This is a genomic window from Thermosediminibacter litoriperuensis (assembly GCF_008124715.1).
Taxonomy (GTDB): domain Bacteria; phylum Bacillota; class Thermosediminibacteria; order Thermosediminibacterales; family Thermosediminibacteraceae; genus Thermosediminibacter; species Thermosediminibacter litoriperuensis.
Genome location: NZ_VNHO01000006.1, coordinates 84,996 through 109,658, shown reverse-complemented (window position 1 = coordinate 109,658; position 24,663 = coordinate 84,996). Strand labels below are relative to the sequence as shown.

General features: G+C 53.5%; 20 protein-coding genes and 1 riboswitch. Of the genes, 3 read left to right on the top strand and 17 right to left on the bottom strand.

Annotated features, from left to right (window positions below):
* Nucleotides 1–175 precede the first annotated feature (175 nt).
* From LZ11_RS12330 to pdxS, 7 genes are all read right to left on the bottom strand, one after another.
* Nucleotides 176–325 carry a hypothetical protein gene (locus LZ11_RS12330; protein ID WP_170240234.1) on the bottom strand — a complete coding sequence of 50 codons (150 nt, stop codon included), beginning with the start codon at nt 323–325 and terminating at the stop codon, nt 176–178.
* A 45-nt stretch (nt 326–370) separates the two neighbouring features.
* The gene (locus LZ11_RS03850) at nt 371–799 is read right to left on the bottom strand and encodes an S-layer homology domain-containing protein (RefSeq protein ID WP_148866588.1); all 429 of its coding nucleotides are present in this window, start codon (nt 797–799) and stop codon (nt 371–373) included.
* A 77-nt stretch (nt 800–876) separates the two neighbouring features.
* Nucleotides 877–1,908: a hypothetical protein gene (locus LZ11_RS03845; RefSeq protein ID WP_148866587.1), complete on the bottom strand. Its 1,032-nt coding sequence runs from the start codon at nt 1,906–1,908 to the stop codon at nt 877–879.
* Between the two features lie 17 nt (nt 1,909–1,925).
* Complete coding sequence (locus tag LZ11_RS03840) at nt 1,926–4,385, bottom strand: S-layer homology domain-containing protein (protein WP_170240278.1); 2,460 nt, start codon at nt 4,383–4,385, stop codon at nt 1,926–1,928.
* 20 nt (nt 4,386–4,405) lie between these two features.
* Nucleotides 4,406–11,317: an IPT/TIG domain-containing protein gene (locus LZ11_RS03835; RefSeq protein WP_148866585.1), complete on the bottom strand. Its 6,912-nt coding sequence runs from the start codon at nt 11,315–11,317 to the stop codon at nt 4,406–4,408.
* 404 nt (nt 11,318–11,721) lie between these two features.
* Nucleotides 11,722–12,294, bottom strand: a complete 573-nt coding sequence (pdxT, locus tag LZ11_RS03830) for a pyridoxal 5'-phosphate synthase glutaminase subunit PdxT (RefSeq protein WP_148866596.1) — start codon at nt 12,292–12,294, stop codon at nt 11,722–11,724.
* Nucleotide 12,295: 1 nt separating this feature from the next.
* Nucleotides 12,296–13,204 carry a pyridoxal 5'-phosphate synthase lyase subunit PdxS gene (gene pdxS / locus LZ11_RS03825; protein WP_148866584.1) on the bottom strand — a complete coding sequence of 303 codons (909 nt, stop codon included), beginning with the start codon at nt 13,202–13,204 and terminating at the stop codon, nt 12,296–12,298.
* A 169-nt stretch (nt 13,205–13,373) separates the two neighbouring features.
* On the opposite strand from pdxS, the gene pdxR reads away from it, so the two are divergent.
* The gene (gene pdxR / locus LZ11_RS03820; RefSeq protein WP_148866583.1) at nt 13,374–14,897 is read left to right on the top strand and encodes a MocR-like pyridoxine biosynthesis transcription factor PdxR; all 1,524 of its coding nucleotides are present in this window, start codon (nt 13,374–13,376) and stop codon (nt 14,895–14,897) included.
* Here pdxR and glnA read toward each other — a convergent pair.
* The gene (gene glnA / locus LZ11_RS03815) at nt 14,894–16,228 is read right to left on the bottom strand and encodes a type I glutamate--ammonia ligase (RefSeq protein WP_148866582.1); all 1,335 of its coding nucleotides are present in this window, start codon (nt 16,226–16,228) and stop codon (nt 14,894–14,896) included. The genes pdxR and glnA overlap by 4 nt on opposite strands.
* 169 nt (nt 16,229–16,397) lie before the next feature.
* Here glnA and LZ11_RS03810 point away from each other — a divergent pair, with 169 nt between their 5' ends.
* A complete protein-coding gene (locus LZ11_RS03810; RefSeq protein WP_148866581.1) occupies nt 16,398–16,745 on the top strand; it encodes a MerR family transcriptional regulator in 348 nt (115 codons plus the stop codon).
* A 25-nt stretch (nt 16,746–16,770) separates the two neighbouring features.
* Here LZ11_RS03810 and LZ11_RS03805 read toward each other — a convergent pair whose 3' ends face one another.
* Complete coding sequence (locus LZ11_RS03805) at nt 16,771–17,442, bottom strand: GntR family transcriptional regulator (protein WP_148866580.1); 672 nt, start codon at nt 17,440–17,442, stop codon at nt 16,771–16,773.
* A gap of 170 nt (nt 17,443–17,612) precedes the next feature.
* Here LZ11_RS03805 and LZ11_RS03800 point away from each other — a divergent pair, with 170 nt between their 5' ends.
* Entirely contained in the window at nt 17,613–18,029 is a 417-nt protein-coding gene (locus LZ11_RS03800) for an EamA family transporter (protein ID WP_148866579.1), read from the top strand.
* Here the strand turns inward: LZ11_RS03800 and LZ11_RS03795 are convergent.
* From LZ11_RS03795 to rlmH, 8 genes are all read right to left on the bottom strand, one after another.
* A complete protein-coding gene (locus LZ11_RS03795; protein ID WP_148866578.1) occupies nt 18,026–18,538 on the bottom strand; it encodes a flavin reductase family protein in 513 nt (170 codons plus the stop codon). The two genes, LZ11_RS03800 and LZ11_RS03795, sit on opposite strands and share 4 nt — an antisense overlap.
* A gap of 167 nt (nt 18,539–18,705) precedes the next feature.
* The gene (locus LZ11_RS03790; protein ID WP_148866577.1) at nt 18,706–19,230 is read right to left on the bottom strand and encodes a type 1 glutamine amidotransferase domain-containing protein; all 525 of its coding nucleotides are present in this window, start codon (nt 19,228–19,230) and stop codon (nt 18,706–18,708) included.
* 222 nt (nt 19,231–19,452) lie between these two features.
* A riboswitch (cyclic di-GMP riboswitch) is annotated at nt 19,453–19,537 on the bottom strand.
* Between the two features lie 111 nt (nt 19,538–19,648).
* Nucleotides 19,649–19,969 carry a MazG nucleotide pyrophosphohydrolase domain-containing protein gene (locus tag LZ11_RS03785; RefSeq protein ID WP_222927175.1) on the bottom strand — a complete coding sequence of 107 codons (321 nt, stop codon included), beginning with the start codon at nt 19,967–19,969 and terminating at the stop codon, nt 19,649–19,651.
* Nucleotides 19,970–20,111: 142 nt separating this feature from the next.
* Nucleotides 20,112–22,112, bottom strand: a complete 2,001-nt coding sequence (locus tag LZ11_RS03780; RefSeq protein WP_148866576.1) for a molybdopterin-containing oxidoreductase family protein — start codon at nt 22,110–22,112, stop codon at nt 20,112–20,114.
* 225 nt (nt 22,113–22,337) lie between these two features.
* The gene (locus LZ11_RS03775) at nt 22,338–22,718 is read right to left on the bottom strand and encodes a hypothetical protein (RefSeq protein ID WP_148866575.1); all 381 of its coding nucleotides are present in this window, start codon (nt 22,716–22,718) and stop codon (nt 22,338–22,340) included.
* Entirely contained in the window at nt 22,702–23,520 is an 819-nt protein-coding gene (locus LZ11_RS03770; RefSeq protein ID WP_170240277.1) for an ImmA/IrrE family metallo-endopeptidase, read from the bottom strand. The genes LZ11_RS03775 and LZ11_RS03770 overlap by 17 nt, the downstream gene beginning before the upstream one ends.
* A gap of 1 nt (nt 23,521) precedes the next feature.
* A complete protein-coding gene (locus tag LZ11_RS03765; protein ID WP_170240276.1) occupies nt 23,522–23,896 on the bottom strand; it encodes a helix-turn-helix domain-containing protein in 375 nt (124 codons plus the stop codon).
* 243 nt (nt 23,897–24,139) lie between these two features.
* Nucleotides 24,140–24,619: a 23S rRNA (pseudouridine(1915)-N(3))-methyltransferase RlmH gene (gene rlmH, locus LZ11_RS03760; protein ID WP_148866572.1), complete on the bottom strand. Its 480-nt coding sequence runs from the start codon at nt 24,617–24,619 to the stop codon at nt 24,140–24,142.
* Nucleotides 24,620–24,663: the final 44 nt, after the last annotated feature.

Genomic DNA, 24,663 nt, shown 5'->3' with positions numbered 1-24,663 from the left:
CTGACTCCTGCCGGTTCAGCTGTGCCTTTCAGCACGGGTTACCAGCTTTACCTGGCGTTACCGGCAGGCCTCCCCGGGTAAGAGCGTTAACCTTCGCCCCGCGCCCGCCCCATATACTCTACCGCCCCTTGGCAGCCTGGGATTTCGCTGTGTTATGCCAGCTCATCCGAACGGTCTAGCCTCCTATGGGGTTCTTGTTCATCAGGCCGTGGCTTTGCCTCCAACTTCCTTCAGATTCCACCTCGCAGTGGACACCCTTGCCTTCGGCTAGCAGGCTAGTGCTGCCTCGCCTGCAGTGGACTTTCACCACCGAGTTAACGCCCATGCCGGGCGCACATAAAAAGAGCAGGTTAGATTTTAACCTGCTCTTTTAAAAATCGATTATCCGCTCCCGGAAGTCCCGCTGAAGATCCTTCTGCAGGTAGGTTATAAACCTGTTTAAAAATGCGGCGGATTCGGCCCTGGTTACCGGGTCGTTGGGCCTGAAGCAGCCGGCCTCGTCTCCCCGGGCGAGTCCGATTTCCCTTCCGACGTAAACGGCATCTTTTGCCCATGCCGGTATTTCCGCATCGTCCCTAAAACCGGTGTGATACGGCACCGGCGGGGCGTTGTTTTCGAGGCCCAGGGCCCTCACCAGAATGGTTATCACCTGGGCCCGGGTCAGATTTTCCTGCGGGGAGAACCGGCGGAGCGACGTGCCCTCCATGATTCCCATCCCGGCAAGGCTTGTTATCTGTTCGGCATCCTCCGGCTGGACCTTTATGTCATCGAAGGGCAGCGGCTCCGGTTCCTGCTTCACCTTCTTCCTGCTTCCGCTATCGGAAGCCCCGGACCACCTCCCGGCGCGGGAAGCTGCATCTATGAGCCTTCCGACCGCTAGCGCAAAGGCGAGCCTTTTTCCGCTATCCCGGGCCAGAAATAATTTCCGTCCCCTTTGATGATCCCTAGGGCCAGGAGTTTTTCCGCGTCCGCCTGAGCCCAGTGCCCCGTCAGATCCAGCACCTTGGGGATGGAAGCCATCCGGTTTACCGGTGTAAGAGCAAGGCTTATTTTTTCAGTGCCCCTGTTTCTACCGCTCCCCGGCATTCCGTTTTTATCGAACCGGGGCAGGTCGTAGTAGTAGCCGGCCACCGATTCTTCTTTGACGACTTCCATGTACCCGCCTTTAAAGCTGATCAGTCTGGGCTCGTTGGCCACGTATGAAATTTCTCTGGTCCTGCTGCAGGATACCTCGGCCTCGACCCTGCCTGTCCACTCGTAAGCCTCGGTGCCTTTTTTGGCATCGGCCCTACGCTCGGCGGATATCAGGAATAACTGCCTGCGGGTTTCGGTGGCACCCCATGAGTGGTCGTAACCTACACCGCTGCCGGTCATCTCAACGGTAACGGTGCCCTGGCCGCCGTTCACGTCGTATATCTTCCTGCCCCTCATGACCAGAGTGTAGTAGTCCACTGCCGGCGTCACGTCGGTTACAGTGGAAGCCGACAGGTTGTAATTCTTTAAAGTATATCTTTCCTGGCTGGCCCGGTCCTTTTTCACGCTGACGGTCTCGCTGGAGCGCACGATTTCGGCAGTGGTAGTAACCTGCCTTTTGTCCCTCATTTCCTGAACCCTGATCTCCAGGGTTATACTCCTGGAAAGGCTTACGGTCCTGTCGTCGCTGTAAAGGCTGTAGCTGATCCTGTCCTGCCTTTTGCCGTCCTTCATCCTGCCCTGGGATACGGTAACCTTCCCTTTTAAAAGCACCGGCTCCCCGGTAATGAACAGGATTTCCGCGTACTCAACCTCGCTTTTTATGCCGCCTTCGTAACCGGGGATTTCGACCGCGAGAGCGGGGAAGGCCGCCATGTTTACCAGAAGTGCTGCGACCAGCAGTTTTACAAATGTTCTAATAAGCCCTTTTTTCAAAAACACCACATCCCGCTTTAAAACTCAAAGACGAAGGCCAGCAGGCCCGCGTTGTTCTCCCTTATGACATACAGAAGCTGCCCCGGCCTGAGGTTGTGCTTTTCCGCCGCTTCCCCGCGCTCCATAACCAGGGCGCCGCTCATGTCCAGCTCGAGCCTGTCCGGCAGTTCGGTGTTCCACCTTTCCCCGAACTGGCTGTAATCCAGCATATTTGCCAGGGTTACCCTGCTCCCGTCGTCAGCCACGGCCTCTATGGTCCCCAGGCTCACGGTATCGTCGTCCCTGCCGCCCTGCTTTATTATCATCGCCAGGATTTTGTCTCCCCGGCTGATCATATACGCGCTCCTGTAATAATAATTTTCAATGTACCTGTCTTTCAAGAAATCCTGCCTGGATATCTCTTTAGGGGAGCTGCCCGTGGCGTCGATGATCCGCACGTCGTCGGCCAGGGAGTACTCGTATTTATTGCTCTTGCTGCCGCTTGACCACAGGCTGCCTTCCAGCACGCTCCTGTACCTGATGACAAGCCCGTCCCGGGTTATCTCATAAATCTGCCCTTTCAGCACCTCGAAGGATTTATCGTAAAATTCCGGCTGATAGAGGATTGCGGCTTTTGACGCTGAACCGGACCTGTTCACCACTATGAACACTTCCCTGTCCTCTTCCAGATAATCGGGGTATACCGAAGTCCCCCTGAGGACGGATATCGTCAACCCGTCGAAGAGGGCCTCCACATCACCCACCTCTATTTCGCCGGTGGACCACCTGACTTCATCGATGGGGCCGTTGGCGACGTACTCGTCACCCGATTTCACCAGGATCTTTACGGCTTTTTTAACCCCGTATTCTTCGTTCAGCGCCGCGTAAATCTCCCGGCCCGTGTAGTTTGCGATCAGATCCTCCGGCGTCGCCGCCCCGGCCCCGGTGTACACTTCCGTATCCTTTGATAGGTTTACTTTCATTATACCCGCCTTTTTAAAGAAGGTGCCGAAATAGAATTCCATCACGTCGGAAAGAACTATACCCTCGCCGGGGATGCCTTCCACCAGCCTCCCCCTGACGATTTTATTAACCCTGCCGCCGGATGCCACCTTCACCCTCTCGGGGGCGGTCTGGCTTTGCGGCCCGAAATACGCCACGATGCGGTCTCCGGGCCTTATCTCACCGGGTTCCGCCGCCGCCCCGTTTTTGACCACTGCGGTGTCGGGGGCGAGGCTGATTTTAGTCTCTCCCTGCCCCGGGACTCCCACGGTTACTTCATACCATCCATCCTTTTCTCTTACTTCCTTTACCGTACCTTCCACAGGACCCCGCGCGGCGGGCATTCCGAAATCGTCCCTGCCGGATGAGACATCCAGCCTGTATACCGTTCCGTTCATCGCCGCAGCCGAAACTTCCACGCCCGGCAGCAGGTCGCTGAAACTGCTCTTTTTCCCGTCCACGTATACTTCGGGATAGGCTGCCAGCCTGAAGGAATGGACATTGCCCCTCGGGTCCTTAATGTATATCCGATCGCCTTCGGTCCCCATCAACTCCCCGGAAACCGCCTGCCTGCCGGCTCCGGTGACTTCAGCAAAGAGCACCTCGTCGTGTCTCAGGGCGAGCAGCACGTAATCGCCCTCTGCCAGGGCCCGGGAGTCGTATACCACCCCGCTTTTTATCACCGGAAAATCGATTTCGCCCCGGATGGCCTTCAGATCGTATACCGGCCCGTCTTCGGTCCGGACCGCATACACCGTATAAGGGGGCATCGCTGCGATGGAGGAAACCCATCCCCGTTTCACTATTACACCGCCGGGTATACCGGCCTTTAGCCTGTCCAGAAGGGCGGCCAGTTCGCCGCGGGTCATGGTTTTGTTAGGGTAAAACCGGCCGTTCCATCCGGAAGCTATCCCCTTCCCGGCCAGAGCGGCGATATACGGGAGCCTCCGGTTATCAATTTCCCCGTAATCCGCAAAAGCCGCCGCCTTCAGCACGTCGCTGCCCTTCAGCGGCTCTATCTTTAGAGCTCTGCCCGCCCACGTGAACACTTCCTGCCTGCTGACCCTTGCCCTAAAATCCATACCGCTCAATTCGGTCTGATCGAGCAAGCCGGCCCGGGCGGCGGCTTTTATATAGTCCCGGGCCCAATCCGAGGACTGGAAGTTTTCGGTGCCCGCCTTTCCGCCGGAGGTAGAAGCCGCCTCCATCCCGGAAAGTCTTACAAGGGCCGCCACAGCCTCCTCCCGGGTAACCGGCCGGTCGGGGAAAAACCTGCCCCTTTCGCCGACCATGACCGCCATGGCGGCTACCCTGGCGATGGAACTTTTTGCCCAGTGTCGGGCGGTGTCCGCGAAATTTATATTTTTAATCAGAGAACCGGCGTAGGCGGTGCCCCGGTATTCGACGCCCTGGGCACCCGCCGGATTTATGGAAATAAGGACGGCAATTAGAAGAAGAACGACAGTCCTGATAGCCCTGTACCGGATTTTCAGCACGTTATCAGCTCCCCGCACGCTTATCTGCCGAAGACCGAGTACCATCCCGGCGACTGGATGTATCCCCCCGAAGTGGAGTAGGGAACGAGGCCGCCGGCCGCTACCTCCCACCGGCGCTTCTCCGGGTTGTAGCGGTACAGGCCCGCGTCTTTGACTTTGCCGGAATAGACGGCGTCGTGATCGAAATCGATGTAAAGCCAGGCTTTCATGTACTCCAGCCTGCCGGTTTCCTTGCCTATCCTGTAGGAAAACTCGACGCAGACTATTTCTCCCAGCTGTTTCATGCCCTTTTCCCTGAACTTCAAAAGCTCGTCTTTCTTGGCCCCGTCAGGCCGCCGGACGGTTATCAACAGGGCCGAGTCCTCCTTTTCCCTGCCGGTGAGGTCCTGGAAAGCAGGTATGTTCAGGGAAGAGGGTGATATTCTCAGGCTTACTTCATCAAAGGCCAGAGTTAAGGAATTAACTTCAGACATAAGGCTGTAGGGCAGAACCGCCGAGTACTCCCTGTATTTGCCGATACCCCCGGTTTTTACAGTGACCCTGTAATCCTCTTTTTTCAGGTACTTCACATCCTTGACGATCACCGAGGCCCTGCCCCCGGCCCTATCTACCACCACGTCCGCGGGCAGTTCTACCAGCTTTTTCACTTCGCCCTCGTCGGTGTAGGCGTAATCGGCGTAGGTATAGCCGGAAAATCCCAGTTCGTTTACGGCCCTTATTCTGAAGTAGTATTTGGTGTCGGGCTCCAGGCCGGTGACGATATAGTGGGTATCAGCGGTCTTGTCGATGTACTTAAAAGGACCGCCGGAACTGGTGGAGCCGTAAATTTCGTAATAATTGGCGTTCAGGGATGCCGACCAGGAGAGCATTACAGCCGTCTCGTCAATGCGCCTGGCCCAGAAATCCTCGGGCGTATCGGGCCTGGTCCTGGGGGGTCTATAGTAAAACCCGTCTTTCAGGGTGGCTTCGCCTCCGTCCGGGTTTATAACGGTCACGTCCTTGTATCCCGCCGAATGCGGCGGCGTTTTTGCCTTTATAGTGGTATCGCCGATTACGGTGACGTCTGAAGCGTTTTTCCCGCCAATGAGCACCACGGCGCCGGGGTTGAAAAGTTTACCGGTGATGGTTATCTCGGTGCCGCCCTCCACGGGCCCTTCGGCAGGCTCCACCTTTTCTATTTTTGGATAATCCACGTAGGTGAAGCCCTCCTCCAGAACGTCTAGACCTGTATCGGGGTTAATGACTATGACATCCTTGGGGCCCAGAGTGCCCTGGGGCAGGATTATCCTTATCTGCCCCGGCTGCACCATAAGCACCTCCGCCCGGTTTTCGCCTATATATACTGCCGCATTGCTCAGGAAGTTCTCCCCGTATATGTTGACCTCGATGCCGCCGTAGGCGGGGCCCCGGTTGGGGTCCACCTGGATTATTCGCGGGTATTTTTCCGGCACCTTGTACTCAAAGCCGTCCTTTAAGGCCCCCGACAGGCCGTTGCCGTTCAACACCACCACGTCCTTTTTGCCCGGGGTGTTGGCCGGGGTTCTGCCGGTTATCGTATTGGAATCCACAGCAGTGGCCCCTTTTGCCTCTTCGCCTCCGAAATAGACGGTAACCGGGTTGACGAAACCGCTGCCCTTGATGGTGAAGGGAGTGCCGCCGGATACGGCCCCTTCCGTGGGATTTATGAAATCCAGCGCTATCTGGCCGGTAATGCTTAAGTATTCATAGCCTTTTGAAAGCACCGCCAAGCCCCCGTCGGGGTTTATAACCCTTACGTCCACCTTGCCCGGGGTTCCCGGCGGCGTTACAGCCGTTATCCTGGTGCCGGTGACGAAGGCCGGGTCGCCGGAAAGCCTGCCGTTTTCGTCCTCGATCTTTTCCACCAGGGCTTCGGCGTTCCCGAACATGACCGCAGCACCGGGGCGGAAATCAAGGCCTTCAATCGTCACCAGCGTGCTGCCCGAAGCAGGCCCCTTGGCCGGCGCTATACCGGTGATCTTCGGGCTGCTCTCCGGAATCGTGAACTCAAAGGCGCCGTCGAAGGTGACAAGGCCGCCGTCGGGGTTCACCAGCACCACCTTCACCGGGTACCTGCCATCTACAGCCGTATCGCCGCTGCCGGTTTTGTACGCCGGGGTTACGGCAGTGGCGAGGGTTCCGGTGTCGTCCACGGTCACCTCGGGGGCTTCCACCCCGCCGAAGTACACCTTTGCGCCTTTAACAAACCTGGCGCCGGTTATTTTCACCAGGGTACCGCCGTATATGGTGCCCTGTTGGGGGGTTATACCGGAAATCACCGGAATCGTAGCGGGCGGCACGTACTCGTAGCCGTTTTTAAGGGTAAACGTGCCGCCGTCCTCGTTGACGACCACCACGTCCTTTTTGCCGTAGCTTTGGGCTCTCGGCGTCACGATCCGGATTTCGGTGGGGCTTATGAGGTTTACATCTTCAGCGGGCACCTCCACACCGCCTATTATTACCGATATGTTCTCCCGGAAGTCTGTACCGGTTATGGTCACCGGAGTGCCTCCCTCGGAGCTGCCCACCGGCGGTGTAACTTTTGTTATGGTGGGGCTGCTCCTGGGCAAGGTATAGGTGAATCCTCCGGCTTTCACCGCAAAACCGCCGTCCCCCTGGTTTATGACCTGTACGTCGGCGGAACCCTCTTTGCCCGGCGGGGTTTTCGCCGTCAGTGTGGTGCTGTCGACGTACTTCACATCGGTAGCGAAGGCGTCCCCGATGGCAACCAGGGCGTCGCTTTCAAAATCCTGGCCCTTGATCGTTATTTCGGTGCCTCCCTGCACCGGCCCCCTGTTAGGGGTTATAGAGAAAATATGGGGTTGCGTATAAGTATTTTTATAAAGGTATGCGCTCTGCTTTACCCCCCTGCCGCCGTCGGGGTTTATTACCTCCAGGTCCACGTAACCCGTATAGCCGCCGGGCGATGCGGGCACCTTCGCTTTTATGAGGGTATCGCTGACAACCTTGACATCCTCTAAAGGTATATAGTTGTTACCGCCGTAGACGAAGTTGCCTACAAAATGAACATCGGCCTGAGTCTCAAAGTTTTTACCCCTGATTTCGATAAACATGCCACCGGTCACCGGGCCCCGGGCCGGAGTGACCGATTCTATCACCGGGCTGCTGATGTATAAAAAGCCTCCCGGCAGGACGGCGGTGCCTTCGTCGGGGTTGACCACAGTCACATCCCGGTAGCCGGGGGTACCGGCCGGGCTTCTGGCAGTTATCTCCGTGGTGCTCTTCACCACCACGCCGGTAGCTTCGACCCCGCCTATCAGCACTCTGGCACCGCTCATGAAATTCTCTCCGGTAATCGTCACGAGCTCACCCCCGGCGGCGCTACCCCTGTCGGGAGTTACCGCATCTATCGAAGGCCTGCTCTGCTCAACGTAGTACTGAAACCCGCCCTTTAAGGTGGCACTGCCGTAAGCGTTGGACACCACCACATCCTTGGTACCCGGAGTGTTCGCCGGCACTATCAAGGTGATCCTGGTGGAATCCACCACCGTCACGTTGAGGGCGGCCTCGCCACCGATGGTGACCTGGGTGCCCTGGATGAAGTTGGCGCCGGTGACGGTGGCGTAGACCATTCCCGTCACGGTGGCGCTGTTCGGGGTGATGGATGTTATCACCAGGTTGTTGCCCTTGTATATGAACCCTCCCCAGAGCACCGCTTCGGCGCCGTCGGGGTTCACCACCTTTACGTCGACGGCCCCCACCTGAGTACTGGGCGGTGAAACGGCCTGGATCAGTCCGGGATTGACCACCTCCACGATGGAGGCTTTCCTGGTGCCGAAATAGACTTCCAGGGTCTTTCCGCCGGACTGGGCTATAAAGTCGCTGCCGTATATCCTCACGATGCTCCCGCCGCCGGTGGGGCCGGTCGGGTCTTCTTCCTGTTTTGTCTGGGGGTTGTAAATCTTAACGTAATCTATTTCCGGCCGGCTCTTCGGCAGCTCGTAGGTGAAGCCGCCCTTTAACACCGCCTGGCTTTCGATTTCAATTTCGGTCTCGGGACTTGAGGATTCGTCCATCTTCACCACCTTAACTATGACGTCCTGGGGGCCTACCCTGCCGCCCGGGGTGACGGCGGTGAGAGAGGTCAGGTCGTCGCTCACCACCACGCCGGAGGCTTCGTTACCCCCGATGGTGAGCCTGGTCTCCCTGTATACCGAATCCGAAAGCTGGGTCCTCTTGACGAAGTTGGCGCCCTTCACGGTTACCTGGGTGCCGCCCAGCACAGACCCCTTGTTGGGCGTGATGCTGGTAATCGACAGGGCCTTCTCGGGTATCCTGTACGTGAAGGGTTTCGGCGAAACGGCGTAATTGCCGTCCGGGTTCACCACCTTTACTTCCTGGTCGCCGGCGCTGCCGGCGGGGGTAATACCCTTCAGCACGCTCTTGTAAACTCCGTCGATTTCCTGTACCTCAACGCTGATGACCGTAGCCGGATTTCCGCCGATATACAGTTTTGCCCCGCTCCTGATGTCGTGCCCTATTACCGTTATCTCCGTACCTCCGGCGGTGGATCCCGAGGTGGGCTCGATGCTCTCGATGGAAGGGTTACTCGGGGGCAGCACGTAGGTAAAGCCGGACTTTTTGACAAAACTTCCGTAATCGGTGAGGTTGATTACCGCTACATCTTTCGCCCCTTCCGAATTGGCCGGGGTCATCACGACAATCTGGGTGGAGGAGGCGGAAAGGACCTCTGCCTCGGCCCCTCCGAAGAAAACCTTGACCTGGTTCGGGTCCGTCGCAAAGCCTGTGCCGTCGATGACGACGGTGGTACCGCCTTCGGTGGTGCCTGTATTGGGGGTTATACCCGTTACCGTCGGAGCCACCACGTACCTGAAGGTCGTGCTGGCGCTGCCGCCGTCGGGGTTTGTCACGACGAGGGTCTTGTCTCCCACGTCGTTGGCCGGCGTCGTTGCCGTGATTATATGTTTATTGGAATCTTCCTTAACAACCTTTACGTTGGCAGCGGGTTTGCCGCCTATGGTCACCTGGACGGCATTTGAAAAATCCCTTCCCTCTATGCGAATGGGGGTCCCCCCGGCGGTGCCGCCGGTGTTGGTCTCTACGCCCATAAGGGATTCTATATCGACGTTTATCACTTTGTCGATCGCCGGATTGCTTTTCTCGTACTGGAATTTGGTCGCGGCCGTGGCGGTGCCCTGGTCGGGGTTCACCACCTTGAGGTCCACCAGACCCGCCGACGAAGCCTCCGGTATGGTGGCTGTTATACTGGTTCCATCCGGAGATACAACGACGTTTTTGGCCTCCAGGACGCCAAAGTACACCTTTGCGCCCTCCATAAAATTCTGGCCGTTGATGGTAATAGTGTCCTGCTTCACAGTGGACGAGTTTTTGGGATTGAAGTCGTTAATGGCGGGCTTGCTCCTTATATACGTAAAATTGGCAGTGGCGGTTCCGCCGTCCTTATTCACCACCTTTAAAGTCGTAAGGCCTTCAGCCGTACTGGAGGGTGTTACCGCCGAAATTATGTCCTCCCCCGTCCCCTTGTTGAGGACCACGTTGGTGCACAGTTTACCTCCTATGTATACCTTAACCTCATCAGGGTAACCGTCGGAGCCGAAGCCGGTCCCCTTTATGTAAATCGTTTCTCCTCCGAGGACGCTTCCCTCGGCAGGGCCGGTGCCGTCGAGGGTGTTGGAGATGGACGATATCAATGGGGAGCTTTGGGTATATGTAAACCCGTTGTTCAGCACAGCCGTACCGCCGTCGGGATTCGTCACTGTCACCGCCACACTGCCGGGCGTTGAAGTGGCCGGTACCGTGGCGGTAATTACGCTGTCGCTCTTCACCGATATGTTTTGCGCCAAAAGTCCGCCGAACTTCACCTGAGCCCCGGCCATAAAGCCGGAGCCGTTAATAGTGACTGTGGTCCCGCCCAGCACGCTGCCCTGGGAGGGACTTACTCCCTGAGGAGTATCCGACAGTGAATTGATAACCGGCTTTGAGATGAAAGTAAAACCGTTTTCTTTAATGGCATTTACCCCGTCGACCGTCACTATGACGTGCTGCGGGCCGGTTATCGATATATTGGACGGGGTCTTGGCCGTAATGGTGTTTTCGTTCACCACCACCACGTCGAGGGCGGGCTGGCCTCCAATGGTGACGGTGGTAACCGGCGTGGAAGTGTCGGGATAATTGCCCGCGATAAAATTTGTGCCCTTTATAGTTATGGGAGTGGCGGTATTTACAGGTCCCTTATTGGGATCCACGCTGGTTATCGTGGGAGTGCTCTTCTGGTAGAAGAATTTCTTGCTGTCCTCGACGGGAAAATAGGTATACGATCCACCGTCGGGGTTTTCCACCCTTATCTCCTTGTAGCCGGACACCTGGGCGGGAACAACCGCTTTAATGGTCGTCGGACTGACGAAGGTGACCTTGGTAGATAGTATCCCGCCGATCAGCACCAGCAGCTTTTTGCTTGAGTCGATGTCCTTCATGAACTCGTTGCCGGTTATGGTTATTTCCGTGCCTGCGGTGCCGGAAAGCGGCGATACACCGGTTATTTGGGGTGAGCTCTGTTCGTATTTGTAGCCGTTAGTTACTACGGCCGTCTCGGTCTCGGAGTTTTTGACAGTGACATTGACATGCCCCAGCTGGGGGTAAGAAGGTGTGGTCACGGTTATGACGGTACCGTCGGAACTTACCGAAACCACCTTGCCCTCGGCGCTGCCGAAAAGCACCTTTACCTGGTTGGCCGGGGCGAAGTTTGTACCCTCTATCGTCACCAGAGTGCCGCCGGCTGCGGTGCCGCTGGTAGGGTTGATGCCTGTAATAGTGGGAGCGGCGGCCATAACGCGCGCCGCCGGCAAACTATTGAACACGAAGGAAATAGTTATAAAAATTATAATAAAAGCTCTTAACCGCCTTGAAAGCATCTATGTTCCCCCGTTTCCTATCATCGTTTCACCCCTCATAAATTCGACAACCGCTCTCCAAAATCCTCCTCTTTTGACAAATTCGGGATAGGTCTTCCTGGGTAATTTGTCGCATAAAAATTTAGTTCTTTTTATCCACGTTATCCACAAAGTTATCCACAGGTGTTGATAAGTGTATTGCCCTGTCCCCGGCGAAAGACATAAATTCGAGGCATTTATCCCCATTGGGGATAACTTATCCACATTAACCACATACCTCTGTGAATCATGACCCTGGCCTTAATACCTGGGTTTCGGGACAAAAAAATACCGCCCGCAATTGCGGCGGTCAGAACTTAAGGCATTTTTACGATAACCGGTCATGCGAATAGACCGATGGCATATTCCGCCATTTGCCCTCAATTTCAGGCCGATCCGGCCATCTCCAGGAAGAACCTGTGAAAGCTCGGATCTTCCGTCACTTCCGGGTGAAAGGCTGTCGCCAGCAGGTTCCCCTGCCTGGCGGCCACTATTTTCCCGTCCACTTCCAGCAGGACCTCTACGCCGGGACTGACTTTTTCCGCATAGGGAGCCCTTATGAACACCAGATCCAGCGGTTTTTCCGAAACGCCTGGAACCGGCCGCCTCACGATGAAACTATCCAGCTGGCTGCCGTAGGCGTTCCTCCTCACCCATATGTCCATCAGCCCCAGGTGTACGTAATTCTCGTTCACTATGTGCTTCGCGAGCAATATCATGCCGGCGCAGGTCCCCCATACCGGCATACCGCCCTCCGCTCTGCTGACGATGTCCTCTCCAAGTCCCGTCTCCTGGAGGAATTTCCCGATTACGGTGCTCTCTCCGCCCGGCAGGATAAGGGCATCCACGGAGCAGAGGTCTTCCCTCCTTTTTACAGCTACTGCTTGGGCACCGGCCATCGTCAGCATCCTCAAGTGTTCCCTCACGGCGCCCTGGAAAGCCAGGACTCCGACCCTCATATTACCACCCGCGCTCGGCATAGCGATCCTCCAGCCGGTCTATCTCCAGGCCCGGCATGGCTTCTCCCAGGTCCTCGGAAACCTCGGCCAGCACTTCGGGATCGTCGTAGTAGGCCACCGCTTTAACTATGGCCTTTGCCCTTTTGCCCGGATCTTCGGACTTAAAAATCCCCGACCCCACGAAAACGCCGTCGCACCCGAGCTGCATCAGCAGGGCCGCATCGGCGGGCGTGGCCACTCCTCCCGCAGCGAAGTTTACCACAGGCAGCCGGCCGTGCTCGGCCACGTAAAGCACCAGTTCGTAAGGCGCTCCCATCTCCTTGGCGGCGGTAATCAGTTCTTCCCGCGGCGTGTTCTGAAGCTTCCTTATTTCACCCATGATCGTCCGTATGTGGCGCACCGCCTCCACCACGTTGCCGGTACCCGCCTCGCCCTTGGTCCTTATCATGGCGGCCCCTTCCGCAATACGGCGCAGGGCTTCTCCCAGATTCCTGGCCCCGCAGACGAAGGGAACTTTGAATTTTTTCTTGTCTATATGGCAGAGTTCATCGGCCGGGGTCAGCACCTCACTCTCGTCGATGAAGTCCACTCCCAGGGCCTCCAAAATCTGGGCCTCCACAAAATGCCCGATCCGGCACTTGGCCATAACCGGTATGCTCACCGCCTGTTTTATGGCTTTTATCACCTTGGGATCGGACATGCGCGCCACACCGCCCTGTTTCCGTATATCCGCCGGCACCCTCTCCAGGGCCATAACCGCCACGGCTCCGGCTTCTTCGGCAATTCTGGCCTGCTCAGGCGTGGTGACGTCCATTATAACCCCGCCCTTAAGCATCTCGGCCAGGTTTTTGTTGAGAGCGTAGCGATCGGAATTCGCATTGGTGTCCTGTTGATATCTTTCCTGTGGCATAATCGCGCCTCCTTTTTAAATTATTAGTTTCAGGATCGGTACTTTTGTGGTATAATTGTAATTGTTTCGTAACAATATTTTGGTAAGGGAAAAATTGTATGTACTTATTATGCCATTACAAGCAATTGTTTGTCAATACAATTTTTAATTAAACCAGGGAGGTAATTTAATGGATAGTTATGTATCGATACATTTAGACCGCAGTTCCAGCAAGCCCCTTTACGCGCAGGTTTACGAAGGCATGGTCCGTCTGATAAGGGAGGGAAAGCTGGCCCCCGGCGAAAAGCTTCCCCCCATCCGCAAATTGGCGTCGGCGCTTCACGTAAATACCGTGACTATCATAAACGCCTACAGATTGCTGGAAAGAGAGGGTTACGCCGTTTCGCGCGTGGGCAGCGGCACTTATGTGAGGCCTGCCGCCGGCGCTGTCGATGAGGAAGGCTTAAAGGTGCAGGACGGCGGCACCGGCAAAACCCCCGGCCCGGGGGGAGATTCCGCCTTTGCAGCGGGCGTTCCACAGCCGGGAGGCAGCGGGTCCCGGGAGGTGGATTTCGACTTCGCCGGCGCTTCGGTTTCTCCTGAATACTTTCCGGTGGAGATCTTTAAAGAATCCCTGAACCGGGTGCTGGACCGGGACGGAGGGTATGCCTTCGCCTACAGCGAAAGCCCGGGTTACCTCCCCTTCCGGCAGTCCCTCAGGGAATATCTCGCCCGGGAGTACGGAATAGAAGCTCCGGTGGACTCCATACACGTGGTGTCGGGAGCCCAGCAGGGCATCGACATAATATCCAAGGCCTTCCTGGACTTCGGCGACGTGGTGTACGTCGAAAGCCCCACCTATCCGGGGGCCATCGACGCTTTTAAATCCAGAGGCGCCAGAATAGTGGAGATTCCCATGGCAGAAGACGGCATTGACCTGGAGGATTTGCATTCAAAACTCCGCTCAAAACCGCCGAAACTCTTTTACACCATGCCCAATTTCCAGAACCCCACCGGACGTTCCTATTCAGAACAAAAAAAGAAAGAGCTCCTGGCTCTTTCTCGCAAGTACGATTTTCTGATAGTGGAAGACGACCACATGAACGACCTCTACTACGTGGAAAAACCCGTGCCCTTAAAGACTCTGGACGGGGACGGCCGCGTTTTTTATATCAAGAGCTTTTCCAAACTGTTCATGCCCGGTCTCAGACTGGGCTTTATCGTGACGCCCGCCCGTTTTTCGAAAAAGATAGCCGAGGTCAAGTATTTCTCGGACATTGCGTCGTCGGGCCTGACCCAGCGGGTACTGGACGTAATACTTCGGGACGGCACTTTTTACGAACACGTGAAAAAGATAAGAGGCCTTTTCCGGGAAAAGTGGAATCTCATGAGGCAGGCCCTGAAAAAACACATGCACCCGGAGGTATCCTGGACCGAGCCGCAGGGAGGGCTGTTTTTCTGGGCTGCACTCCCCGACGGCTGTTATTCTATGAACCTTTACGGCAACGCCCTCAGAAAGAGGCTCTTAATCCTGGCCGGGGACTTTTTCTACCCCGACCGCCGGCCGTCACCCGGGTTCAGGCTCAGCATAGCACAAGTCCCGGCGGACAAACTGGAAGAAGGTATAAAGCTGCTTTCCAAGACCGCCGGGGAGCTGTTGGAAGAATTCCGCATACACCCCATCAGGGGGAACGAATACCGGCCGCTGCTCTAGAATATACCTAGGTACTGGTCCAGTTCCCACTGGTGAACCTGGGTCCTGTAGGTATCCCACTCGATGAGCTTGGCTTTTACGAAATGCTCGTATACGTGGGGACCGAGGGCCTCTTTGATTACTTCGTCCTTAGACAGATACTCCAGCGCTTCCTTCAGGCTGCCGGGCAGGTCTTCTATCCCCGCCGCCATCCTTTCTGCCGGCGTCATCTCGTAAATGTTGTCGAAGGTTTGGGGCCCCGGGTCTATGCTGTTCTTAATCCCGTCAAGGCCCGCCGCCAGAATTACGGCCAGCGCCAGATACGGGTTAGCCGACGGGTCCGGACTCCTGAGCTCGATCCGGCTGGCAATCCCCCGGGCTGCCGGTATCCTGACGAGAGCGCTGCGGTTTTTGCTGGACCAGGAAATATATACAGGGGCCTCGTATCCGGGGACCAGCCGCTTGTAGGAATTCACCGTGGGGTTAGTCACTGCCGTAAAACCTTTCACGTGGCGCAATATGCCACCAATGAAGTACCTGGCCACTTCGGAAAGGCCGGTTTCCCTGTCGTTCTCATCATAGAAAGCGTTTACTCCGTCTTTAAACAGCGACATGTTCAGGTGCATGCCCGAACCGTTTTCGCCGAATATGGGTTTCGGCATGAAGGTGGCGTAAAGGCCGTGTTCCATGGCGATGGCCTTGGTGACGAACTTGAAGGTGACGATGTTATCGGCGGTCCTCAGCGCCGGTGCGTATTTAAAGTCGATCTCGTGCTGCCCTGGCGCCACTTCATGATGGGCTGTCTCCACCTCGAATCCCATTTCCTCCAGGGCCAGCATTATGTCCCTTCGAGCATTTTCGCCCAGGTCCACCGGCGATAGGTCGAAGTAACTGCCTTTGTCGTTGGTCCTGATGGTAGGCCTGCCGTTTTCATCCATCTCGAAAAGGAAGAACTCCGGCTCCGGCCCCACGAAAAATTCATAACCCATTTCTCTGGCTTCCTGGCACACCTTCTTTAAGATCCCCCTAGGGCAGCCGATGAAGAGTTCGCCGTCGGGGGTATAGATGTCGCACATCATCCTGGCCTCAGCGCCCTTCCTGGGCTTCCAGGGCAGTATGGCAAAGGTGTCATAGTCGGGCTTCAGGTACATGTCGGACTCTTGAATTCTGGTAAATCCTTCTATGGACGAGCCGTCGAACATGATCTTGCCGTCAAGGGCGTCCTCCAGCCGCTCTACGGTAATAGTCACGTTCTTAATTATACCAAGAATGTCGGTGAACTGAAGGCGTATAAACTTGACATCCAGCTCCTGGGCTTTTCTCAGGATGTCGCTCTTGGTGAACTTCGGCATTAAAGCTCCTCCTCCGCGTTTTTTTATTCCACGGAAATACTATCACAGCCAGAGAGTTCATGTCAAATGTTTGTAAGGTTTTTCAAATTTACTCTAAAAACCTTACATAGTCATTGACCGTGGTATTAATTTTTGTTAGAATAATGTTAAAAATGGGGAGGTTAAATCCATGACTTCCGCGGAAAAGGACCTTTACCCAATAGGCACCGTCGAGAAAAAGACAGGGTTGTCCGCCAGGCAGATCAGGTACTACGAGAGCATGGGACTCGTTAATCCGGTACGCACTAACGGCGGGCAGAGGCGCTACACGGAAAACGATGTATTAAGGCTCATCCGGATAAAACAGATGAGGGACAGCGGGTTTGACCTCAAATCCATAAAGGAGAAAATACAGGTCTTCGAGCAGAAGCTGGAGGAGATTTCCCTTCCCAGCGTTAATCCCGCCCAGGTGAAGCTCTCTTCGCTCTACCCGGTTTCAAACAGGGCGGTGCTGATGAAGCTGCTGGAAAAAAAATAAAATCCTTGCTTTTTCTGCAAGGACTTTAATAAACTTTATGACCTTCCAGATAAGGGTGGAGGTTGATCCTGGCCTTTTCTACGTGTTTTATCATGGCCTTTTCCGCCGCATCGGGGTTCCGCGCCGCCAGAGCGTTGTAAATCTCTTTGTGCTCTTCCAGCGAAACCGGTGCCCTGCCGCCGCTTTTGATGGATACCAGCCGGGCCCTCTGGATAAAGTGATGAAAATTGGTGAGCACCGATTCCAGGGGCCTGCTCTTGCACGACCTGAAGATGATGTCGTGGAACCGGGTGTCCAGTTCCGAAACTTTGTCTATTTCCCCTTTTGCTGTGTAAAATTCCATAAGGTCCAGCACGTCTTTAAGTTCTTTGAGCTGCTCGGGGGTTATCTTTTCGGCGGCCCACCGGGCGGCTAGTCCCTCAATCATTTTTCTAATCGTATATATGTCTTCCACGTCCTGTTCGGTGACGCCCTCAACTATTACACCCTTGTTGGGGATGCTCGATACCAGACCTTCCAGCTCCAGCTGCCTTATGGCCTCCCTCACCGGAGTACGGCTCACACCCAGTTCCCTAGCTATCTTCATTTCTATAAGGCTTTCACCGGGCTTATAGACGCCGTTAAGAATGGCGTTTTTCAGGTGCTGGTATATTTTGTACCTGAGGGAGTACCCGGCTTCCTGGGTTTGGGTTAACATAGAATTTGCCCTCCTCGCTCCACACCTTCTATTACTATTTTACTACAGTTTTTTTTATTTTGAAAGCAGGGATTTTCCGGGGCCCGAAATGGTATAATTATAAAGGCATGTGCCGGCGGTCGTGCCGGCACATAAACATCCCATGAACATATCTATAAGGAGGATACGACATGAAATCCTATATATTCGCCCTGCTCACGGCTGTGTTCTGGGGAGCCGCACCCATTCTGGGAAAAATGGGCCTTGCAAAGCTGCCGCCCTTTCTGGCCCTGTCACTGCGTTCCTTTACGATAAGCGCCGTCCTGCTCGCCGCCGGTGTGCTTTCGGGCAGTTTTAAAAACCTCTCAATAGAAACCAGATCCTTCCTCTTTATCGCCGGGGAGGGTTTAATGGCCTCATTGCTCGGACAGCTGGCCTATTATTACGCCCTCAAGTACAGCGAAGCTTCAAAGGTCGTCCCCGTAAGTTCTTCTTTTCCGCTGGTTACGGTTGCCCTGGCCTTTCTCTTCCTGCACGAGAGCCTGACGCTTAAAAAAATTTTCGGCACCCTGCTGGTCATACTGGGAATTATCCTTATAAGGGGTTAGTCCTCATCCTTCATCCTGACAGCCAGTATCTCCCCGGAATAAAGGACGTGATAATCCCCGGTGCCGTAATATAAGGTCTTTATCTCGACCGGAATCTGCTCGGGATGAAGGGGGGACTTGTACAGGATGCCGCATTCCAGGTGAATGTCGCATCCGTCTATAATCGGGGTGTCCACCATTTTACCGGGCAGGAGTGAAAGGCCGCACTCCTTGAACTTGTCTACGTGCCTTCCCGATTTGGTGCCGCATAGGTTCAGGGCGTCCCTCATCCGGTCGTTCAGGGGAAAACTGACGGTGAAACTGGTGGCCTTTTCTATGAGGTCAAAGGTATATCTGGAAGGCCTGACCATGGCCGTGAAAACGGGCCTGTGCCAAATGTAGCCGATGGTCCCCCAGGCAATCGTCATTGTGTTTATCGTGTCGCCGCTTTTTACGGTTAAAAAAGCGCCCTTTTTCAGCTGTTCCAGGATCTTTCCTGCTACTTCTTCGATATGCACGTCTTTATACACCGGTCGTTCCCTCCCGTGACATCCTGATTGAGCGGCATTCCAACGTAGTATGTCGGTATTTGCCGCAGGTAAATCAAAGCCTTGTTTTCAGTGCAAAAATTTTCTTACGGTCCTCTTGCCGCTTTCGCCATTATAAAGTTTCTGCGGTAACACCGGTATTTATCAGTTTAGTGTGTTTTAAGATAATTTATTATCTCCCTCATGAAAGCCGGCAGATCCGGTGGTCTGCGGGAGGTTATCATGTTCCTGTCTACAACCACCTCCCGGTCCACGTATACGGCCCCGGCATTTACGAGATCATCCACTATAGCTTCCACGCACGTCATTGTGTATCCCTTTACGACGCCGGCGGATATGAAAACCCAGGGCCCGTGGCAAATGGTAGCCAACAGCTTTTTTTGCTCCGCAAACCGTCTGACCAGATTCTTTACCGTATCATACCTCCTCAGGCGGTCAGGCGCCCAACCTCCCGGAACTATTATGCCGTCGTAATCATCGGCTGAGATTTCGCCGGAGTTCCGGTCAACCTTCACCGGAACTCCGTGCTTGCCGGTGTATGTATCGCTGCTGCCGCTGCCAGCTATCGTCACTTCGCAACCTTCTTCCCTCAGCCTCAGGACCGGATACCACAGCTCCAGGTCCTCAAAGGCCTCTTCAGCGAGGACGACTATTTTCCTGCCCTTTAAATCCATCGATCTCCCTCCTTTTTTAATCATGCCGCCCACGGCAGTGGGATACGGCCCTGATGTATATATTGTAGCATTTTTTTGAAAATAACACAAATGCATATAAAAAACCGACCGGAATCCGGTCGGGTCGGCTGAACCATAGGAACCTTCGAAAGGCAAAAAAACCCGCGCTGCCGAAGGGGGATGTGGATTTGCTTTTATTTATTTCAAATAAATAAAAGCACCTCCGGCAGCCCGGCTGCCATAGCTATAAAAGCTTTAGATCCGCAGCTTTGCGCCCCAGCCTTCGATTGGTTTGCCGTTGCTGAACCTGTCCATCGTGATTTAATTATGCCATATATTGAAAATTTTGTCAATATCCACCTATTAACTATATAAATTTTTTGATATTTATGCCTGTATGCTAAGGCTTTTGTAAAATTCATTCACCAGAACCGATGCCGCCTCTTTCATAGAACCTTTCCTGATATTTATCAAGGGCTTTTAAAAGACATTCCTCCAGTTTTACACCGGTAACGTTTGCTAAGGAGATCAGGGAAAAAAGCACGTCTCCCATTTCGCTTTCCCAGCCTCCGGTTGTCTCAAAGGCCCTCTCGCCGTAATCCGTAGCCTTGAGGAATTCCTTGGACAGCTCTCCCACTTCTGCCACGAGGTCCATCAACCTGACGCCGGCCGGAACTTCTGCACCCAAAGTACCTTTTATAAATGCATCCACTTTCTCCTGCAGGTCCATCAAATCCATAATAGCCCTCCAGAAATAATTTATTAAACCGCCATATAAAAGCCTGTTCAGAGCATCGACCGGACGTGCGGTCACCTTTATTTTACCCGCTGACACCGGTTGTGATTCGGATTTCCCGCACCCGGGCAATTTCCGCAGAACCCTAAACGGATCGGTCTACAGCCCTGATGCCCACCTTAACATCGTACAGCGCAGCACAAGCCCCCATTTCGGTGGCGCGGGAAGGTACAAGAAAATTGGGACACGCACCGCTTTCCACGCTCCAGCCGGACTCCAGGCTGAGGGTGTCTTTTCTCATCATGGGGTCGAAATACACCCTGGTTCTTATGCTACCCGTGTCGTTGTAAACTTCCACTTCCTGGCCTTCTTTTAATCCCAGCCGGATCCCCTCTTCGGAATTGATATACACTTTGGGGAAGGGATTTAATTTTTTAATATATTGGGTCACCTGGAATTGAGAATGTATGCGGTACCGGGAATGAGGGGTTATGAAATGGTACGGGTAACGGTCGTCCTCGCACGCCGGCGCCACATAGGCGGCCGTGGGAGACTGCCCTTCGGCCAGGGCTTTTTGCGAATAGAACTCGAATTTGCCCGACGGCGTGCGGAATTTTTTGTCCTGCCAGGCCACCTCCGGCACAAAGGGGTTTTTTATATGCCCCTTTTTCCTGAGAAGGGAAAGGTCCACCCCGAATTTCCCGAAGGCCTCTGCAGCGTATTCCAGGAACTGCTCCCGGCTCTCCCAGGGGAAATCCTTGAGTCCTATTCTCCTTGCAAGCTCAATGAAGATCTCCTCATCGGGCCTGGCATCCCCGACGGGCTCGATGACCTTAGGGCAATAGTAAATCCAGGGGCTCCAGGAGCTTACCTTGACGTTTTCCTCCTCGAAAAAGGTGGTACACGGCAGCACCACGTCGGCCTCTTTCGCCGTGTCGGTCATGAACACGTCTATAGCGACGACGGTGTCGATGCTGTTCAGGGCTTTTCTCATCATGGCCGTGTCCGGCACGTTTACGACGGGGTTTGCATTGGTGATGAAAGCCATTTTTACGGGCGGGTCTTGGGCATTTAGAATCCCCCGCGCCAGATCCCACATGTAAATAGTCCGACCGGCCCCGGCCGGCGCCGCCCCCTTCACATGGCTCCCTACGTGCCAGTAGGTATCGCTGCAGTAGGATACCCCGGCCCCCGGCTTTCCGATGTTGCCCGTAACCGCTGCCAGGGCGTCCACGGCTCTTACGGCATTGCCGCCTCCCCTGTACCTCTGCAGCCCGAAACCGAGCAGGGTGGTGACGGGTGTATTTTCCGCGTAGAAGAGCGCAAGGCGCACTATGTCATCAACACCCACGCCGGTGATCTCCGAAACCCTCTCGAGCGGGTAATCTTCCAGAGCCTTCCGGAATTCGTCAAATCCATAAGTATATTTATCGATGAATTCGCGGTCGATTTCACCCCGTTCTACGAGGTACCGGCACGCCCCCAGAGCCAGGGCGGCGTCGGTGCCGGGTTTCGGCCTTACCACCAGCTCGGCGATGCCCTCCATCCCGGTGGGGAGCGGATTTACTACGGCGATCTTCCCACCCCGCCGCCTGCACTCCTTAATAAAGGGAAGCGAGTGGGCGTTGGTTGATTTTACGTTTCTGCCCCAGAGGACGCACCCCCGGGCGTTCGGCAGGTCTTCGATACTGTTCTGCATAAGGCCGCCGAAGTCGTAAATCTGTGCCGCCAGGCCACCGCTGAAGCAAAGATCTCCCGAGACCTTGGTAATGCCGTCCAGGGCGTTGAAAAACCTGGTGTCAAGGTGTTTCGTTGCGACTTCCGACCCGCTGTAGTGGTAGTGAAGGACGGCCAGAGGGCCGTATGTATCGACGACCTCGGTAAGCCTTTTCGCTATGAAATCCAGGGCTTCGTCCCAGGTCACCCGCCTGAATTCACCGTTCTTTTTCATTAGGGGATAAAGGAGCCGCTTCGGGTGGTAGACCAGTTCCACGTAAGAATTTCCCTTGGGACAGAGATACCCCCGGGTAACCGGATGGTCCGGGTCCCCCTTTACGCCGGCCAGCCTTCCGTTTTCATCCACGTAAGCCAGGAGGGAGCAGCAGTCCGTGCAGTCCCGAGGGCACGCGGTGCGGTAGACTTTCATTTTTGCATTCCCCCTTTACTTGCAGGTGTAGCGTTAGACATCAAAAAATGGAACCGAAAATATCAGTTCCGCCATTTAAGCATACCGTTAGCAAGAAGAACCAGTTTATTTGTATAAATGTTTTCAACAATTTCCAAACCCTTCATTTTTTCACCCTTGCCAAACAATTTAAACTCCTTTGTTTCCAAAACATTTACATACCTGCGGGGTTTGTACAAAATTGCACTATGCTATCTCCGTTTGAGACGGATGATTCCAGTATCTTATAGTAATCTTCGTAATAATTTGTGCCAAATATGTCACAACATTCCTTGAGATTGTTAAAAATGTCCTCACAGGCATATGGAAATACTTATCCAATAGGTCAAGCAAATCCCTGTCGTCCACCATCTTAATTAGCCGTTCCTTAATAAGCTTGTCTAGCAAATCTGCTGCTCCTTGTGGCCATTCTACTTCTTGGCGGATATGACAGTGTATGTAGAATTTACCGCCCACGGTCAGAATTTTTTCTAATAAAGTTGGTTCATGAGGAGAAGGGGAGACAGCTGATTTAACGATAAAATCCGTATCAAGTACGCAAATATTTGATTTACTCAATTTTCTCACCTATCTCCTCAAAAACTTCTTCCATGCTTTTCTGGATATAGGATAGGTCTTTTTCGGCTTTGGCTTTTGGAATGAGTTCCTCATCATTGTTATCCATAATTAATGCTTTCAAGTTTCCATATTTTATTATCCTGGTACGCTCCTGCCACCGCAAACCGATTTCGTGTTTCCTTATTTCATATAGCACGCCTTCATTTTCGTCTCGGTCTGGAACCTGCAACCACTTATCCGCATCTTTGTCTCTTAAAAACCCCGTTTCGTACAAACGTAATATCATTGTTTTATAAGGAACGGCAAATACATCCATCAACCGAATTATATCCAGCAAATTCAATTTCGCGGGGTCTATCTTTAAAATCTCGATCTGCTCTTTCAACAAAGTTCTGGGAACAAGCAAAAGGGCGGCAAAGAGGTTAGCTGTCCGCTCCTCCTGTTTGCCGTCAAGGTCATCCTGTTTGATCATGTGGCTATAACCGTTTTCCAGCTGGTCTCGGTTAAACAGAAGGTGGTAAAGCTCATGGGCTGCGGTAAAAATTTGCTTTTCCAGCGGGAGGTTGGTGTTTACATAAATGAAAAGTTTACCTTTATAGTTGCAAATAAAACCGCAAATTTCGTCGTCAGGAATGGGAAAAAGAAGCAAATTAACATCCTGCTCGTAATTTTTAATAATATTAAAGATATCGTCCTGAATAATCACACCGCTTCCGATATATCGATCAGCAAAGCCAATCGCCTTATCTTCAATATTATTGAATTGTTCTTTATCGTTTCTAAAAACACATTCTTTTATAAGATCGTGCATATTACGCATCCCATTCCTTCATCAGTTTGCTCTTGTTTTCCCGCACCTGGCTGTGGAACAAAATCATATCCATGATCTTCTGGGCGTGAAGCAAGCCTATTCGAGCCTCTTTTGTGCTGACTTGACCCATAAAAAGTTTTATCGGCTTAACGTTCTCTTTTACCGAACCCTCTTTTACCAATTCCTCCATGGATACATTTAAGGCATCAGAAATCTCCTTTAATTCCTTTGCCGTTACATTCTTTCTTCCATGGATTATTTTATTAACGTCCTGTCTTGTCCAGCCAAGTCTTTCCGCCAGGGCAGCCTGTGTCAAAGATTTTTTATTAAGTATTTCAAGGATGTTCTGTCCGATAATTTCGTTGGTTGTAAGCATTTCAAACACCTCCCTCTGATTTATATTATATGTCATTTTTGCGATTTTAGTCAACAAAATAGATACAATAAGTCTTTTACCATAGTGTTTTGTATCTTATTATGCAACTAATTGTGAGGTTGGTTCAGAGAATTTAAAGAGATAAGCTAGACAAAAGGTTTACCGAAAAATTACCCTTCTTTTTTCTGAAGTTAATTTTAATGCAATTAAGTAAAAACTCAGATGAGCAAAAAGCGTATGAGGTCATTTATGGTACGGTTCGCCCCGAATTATTTTGAACCAGCGGTAAATTTGCTCCAAGAGTACCAGGCGCATGAGCTGGTGGGGCAGGGTGAAGTCGGAAAAGGAGAGTTTAAGGTCCGAAGCCTTTTTTACCTCTTCGGAAAGGCCCCAAGACCCGCCGATAATGAAGGTTATATCCGACACGCCGGAAAGGGCGAGTTCGCCGATCCTGGATGCCATTTTCTCCGATGAGAACCTGTCTCCTTCCACACAGAGGGCGATGTTGAAGCTGCTCCGGTTCATTCTGCCCAGTATGCGCTCCCCTTCTTTTTTCATTACCCTCTCCTTTTCTGCCGGTCCGGGATTATCCGGAGCCTTTTCTTCGTCGACTTCGACTATCCTCAGACTGCAGTAAGACTTGAGCCTTTTTTCGTACTCCCGTATACCTTCCCGCAGATAATTTTCTTTTATTTTTCCTACAGCTATAATGGTGATGTTCATAGGCATATTAACTTCCCTTATTTTCCAGTTATATTAACTATATC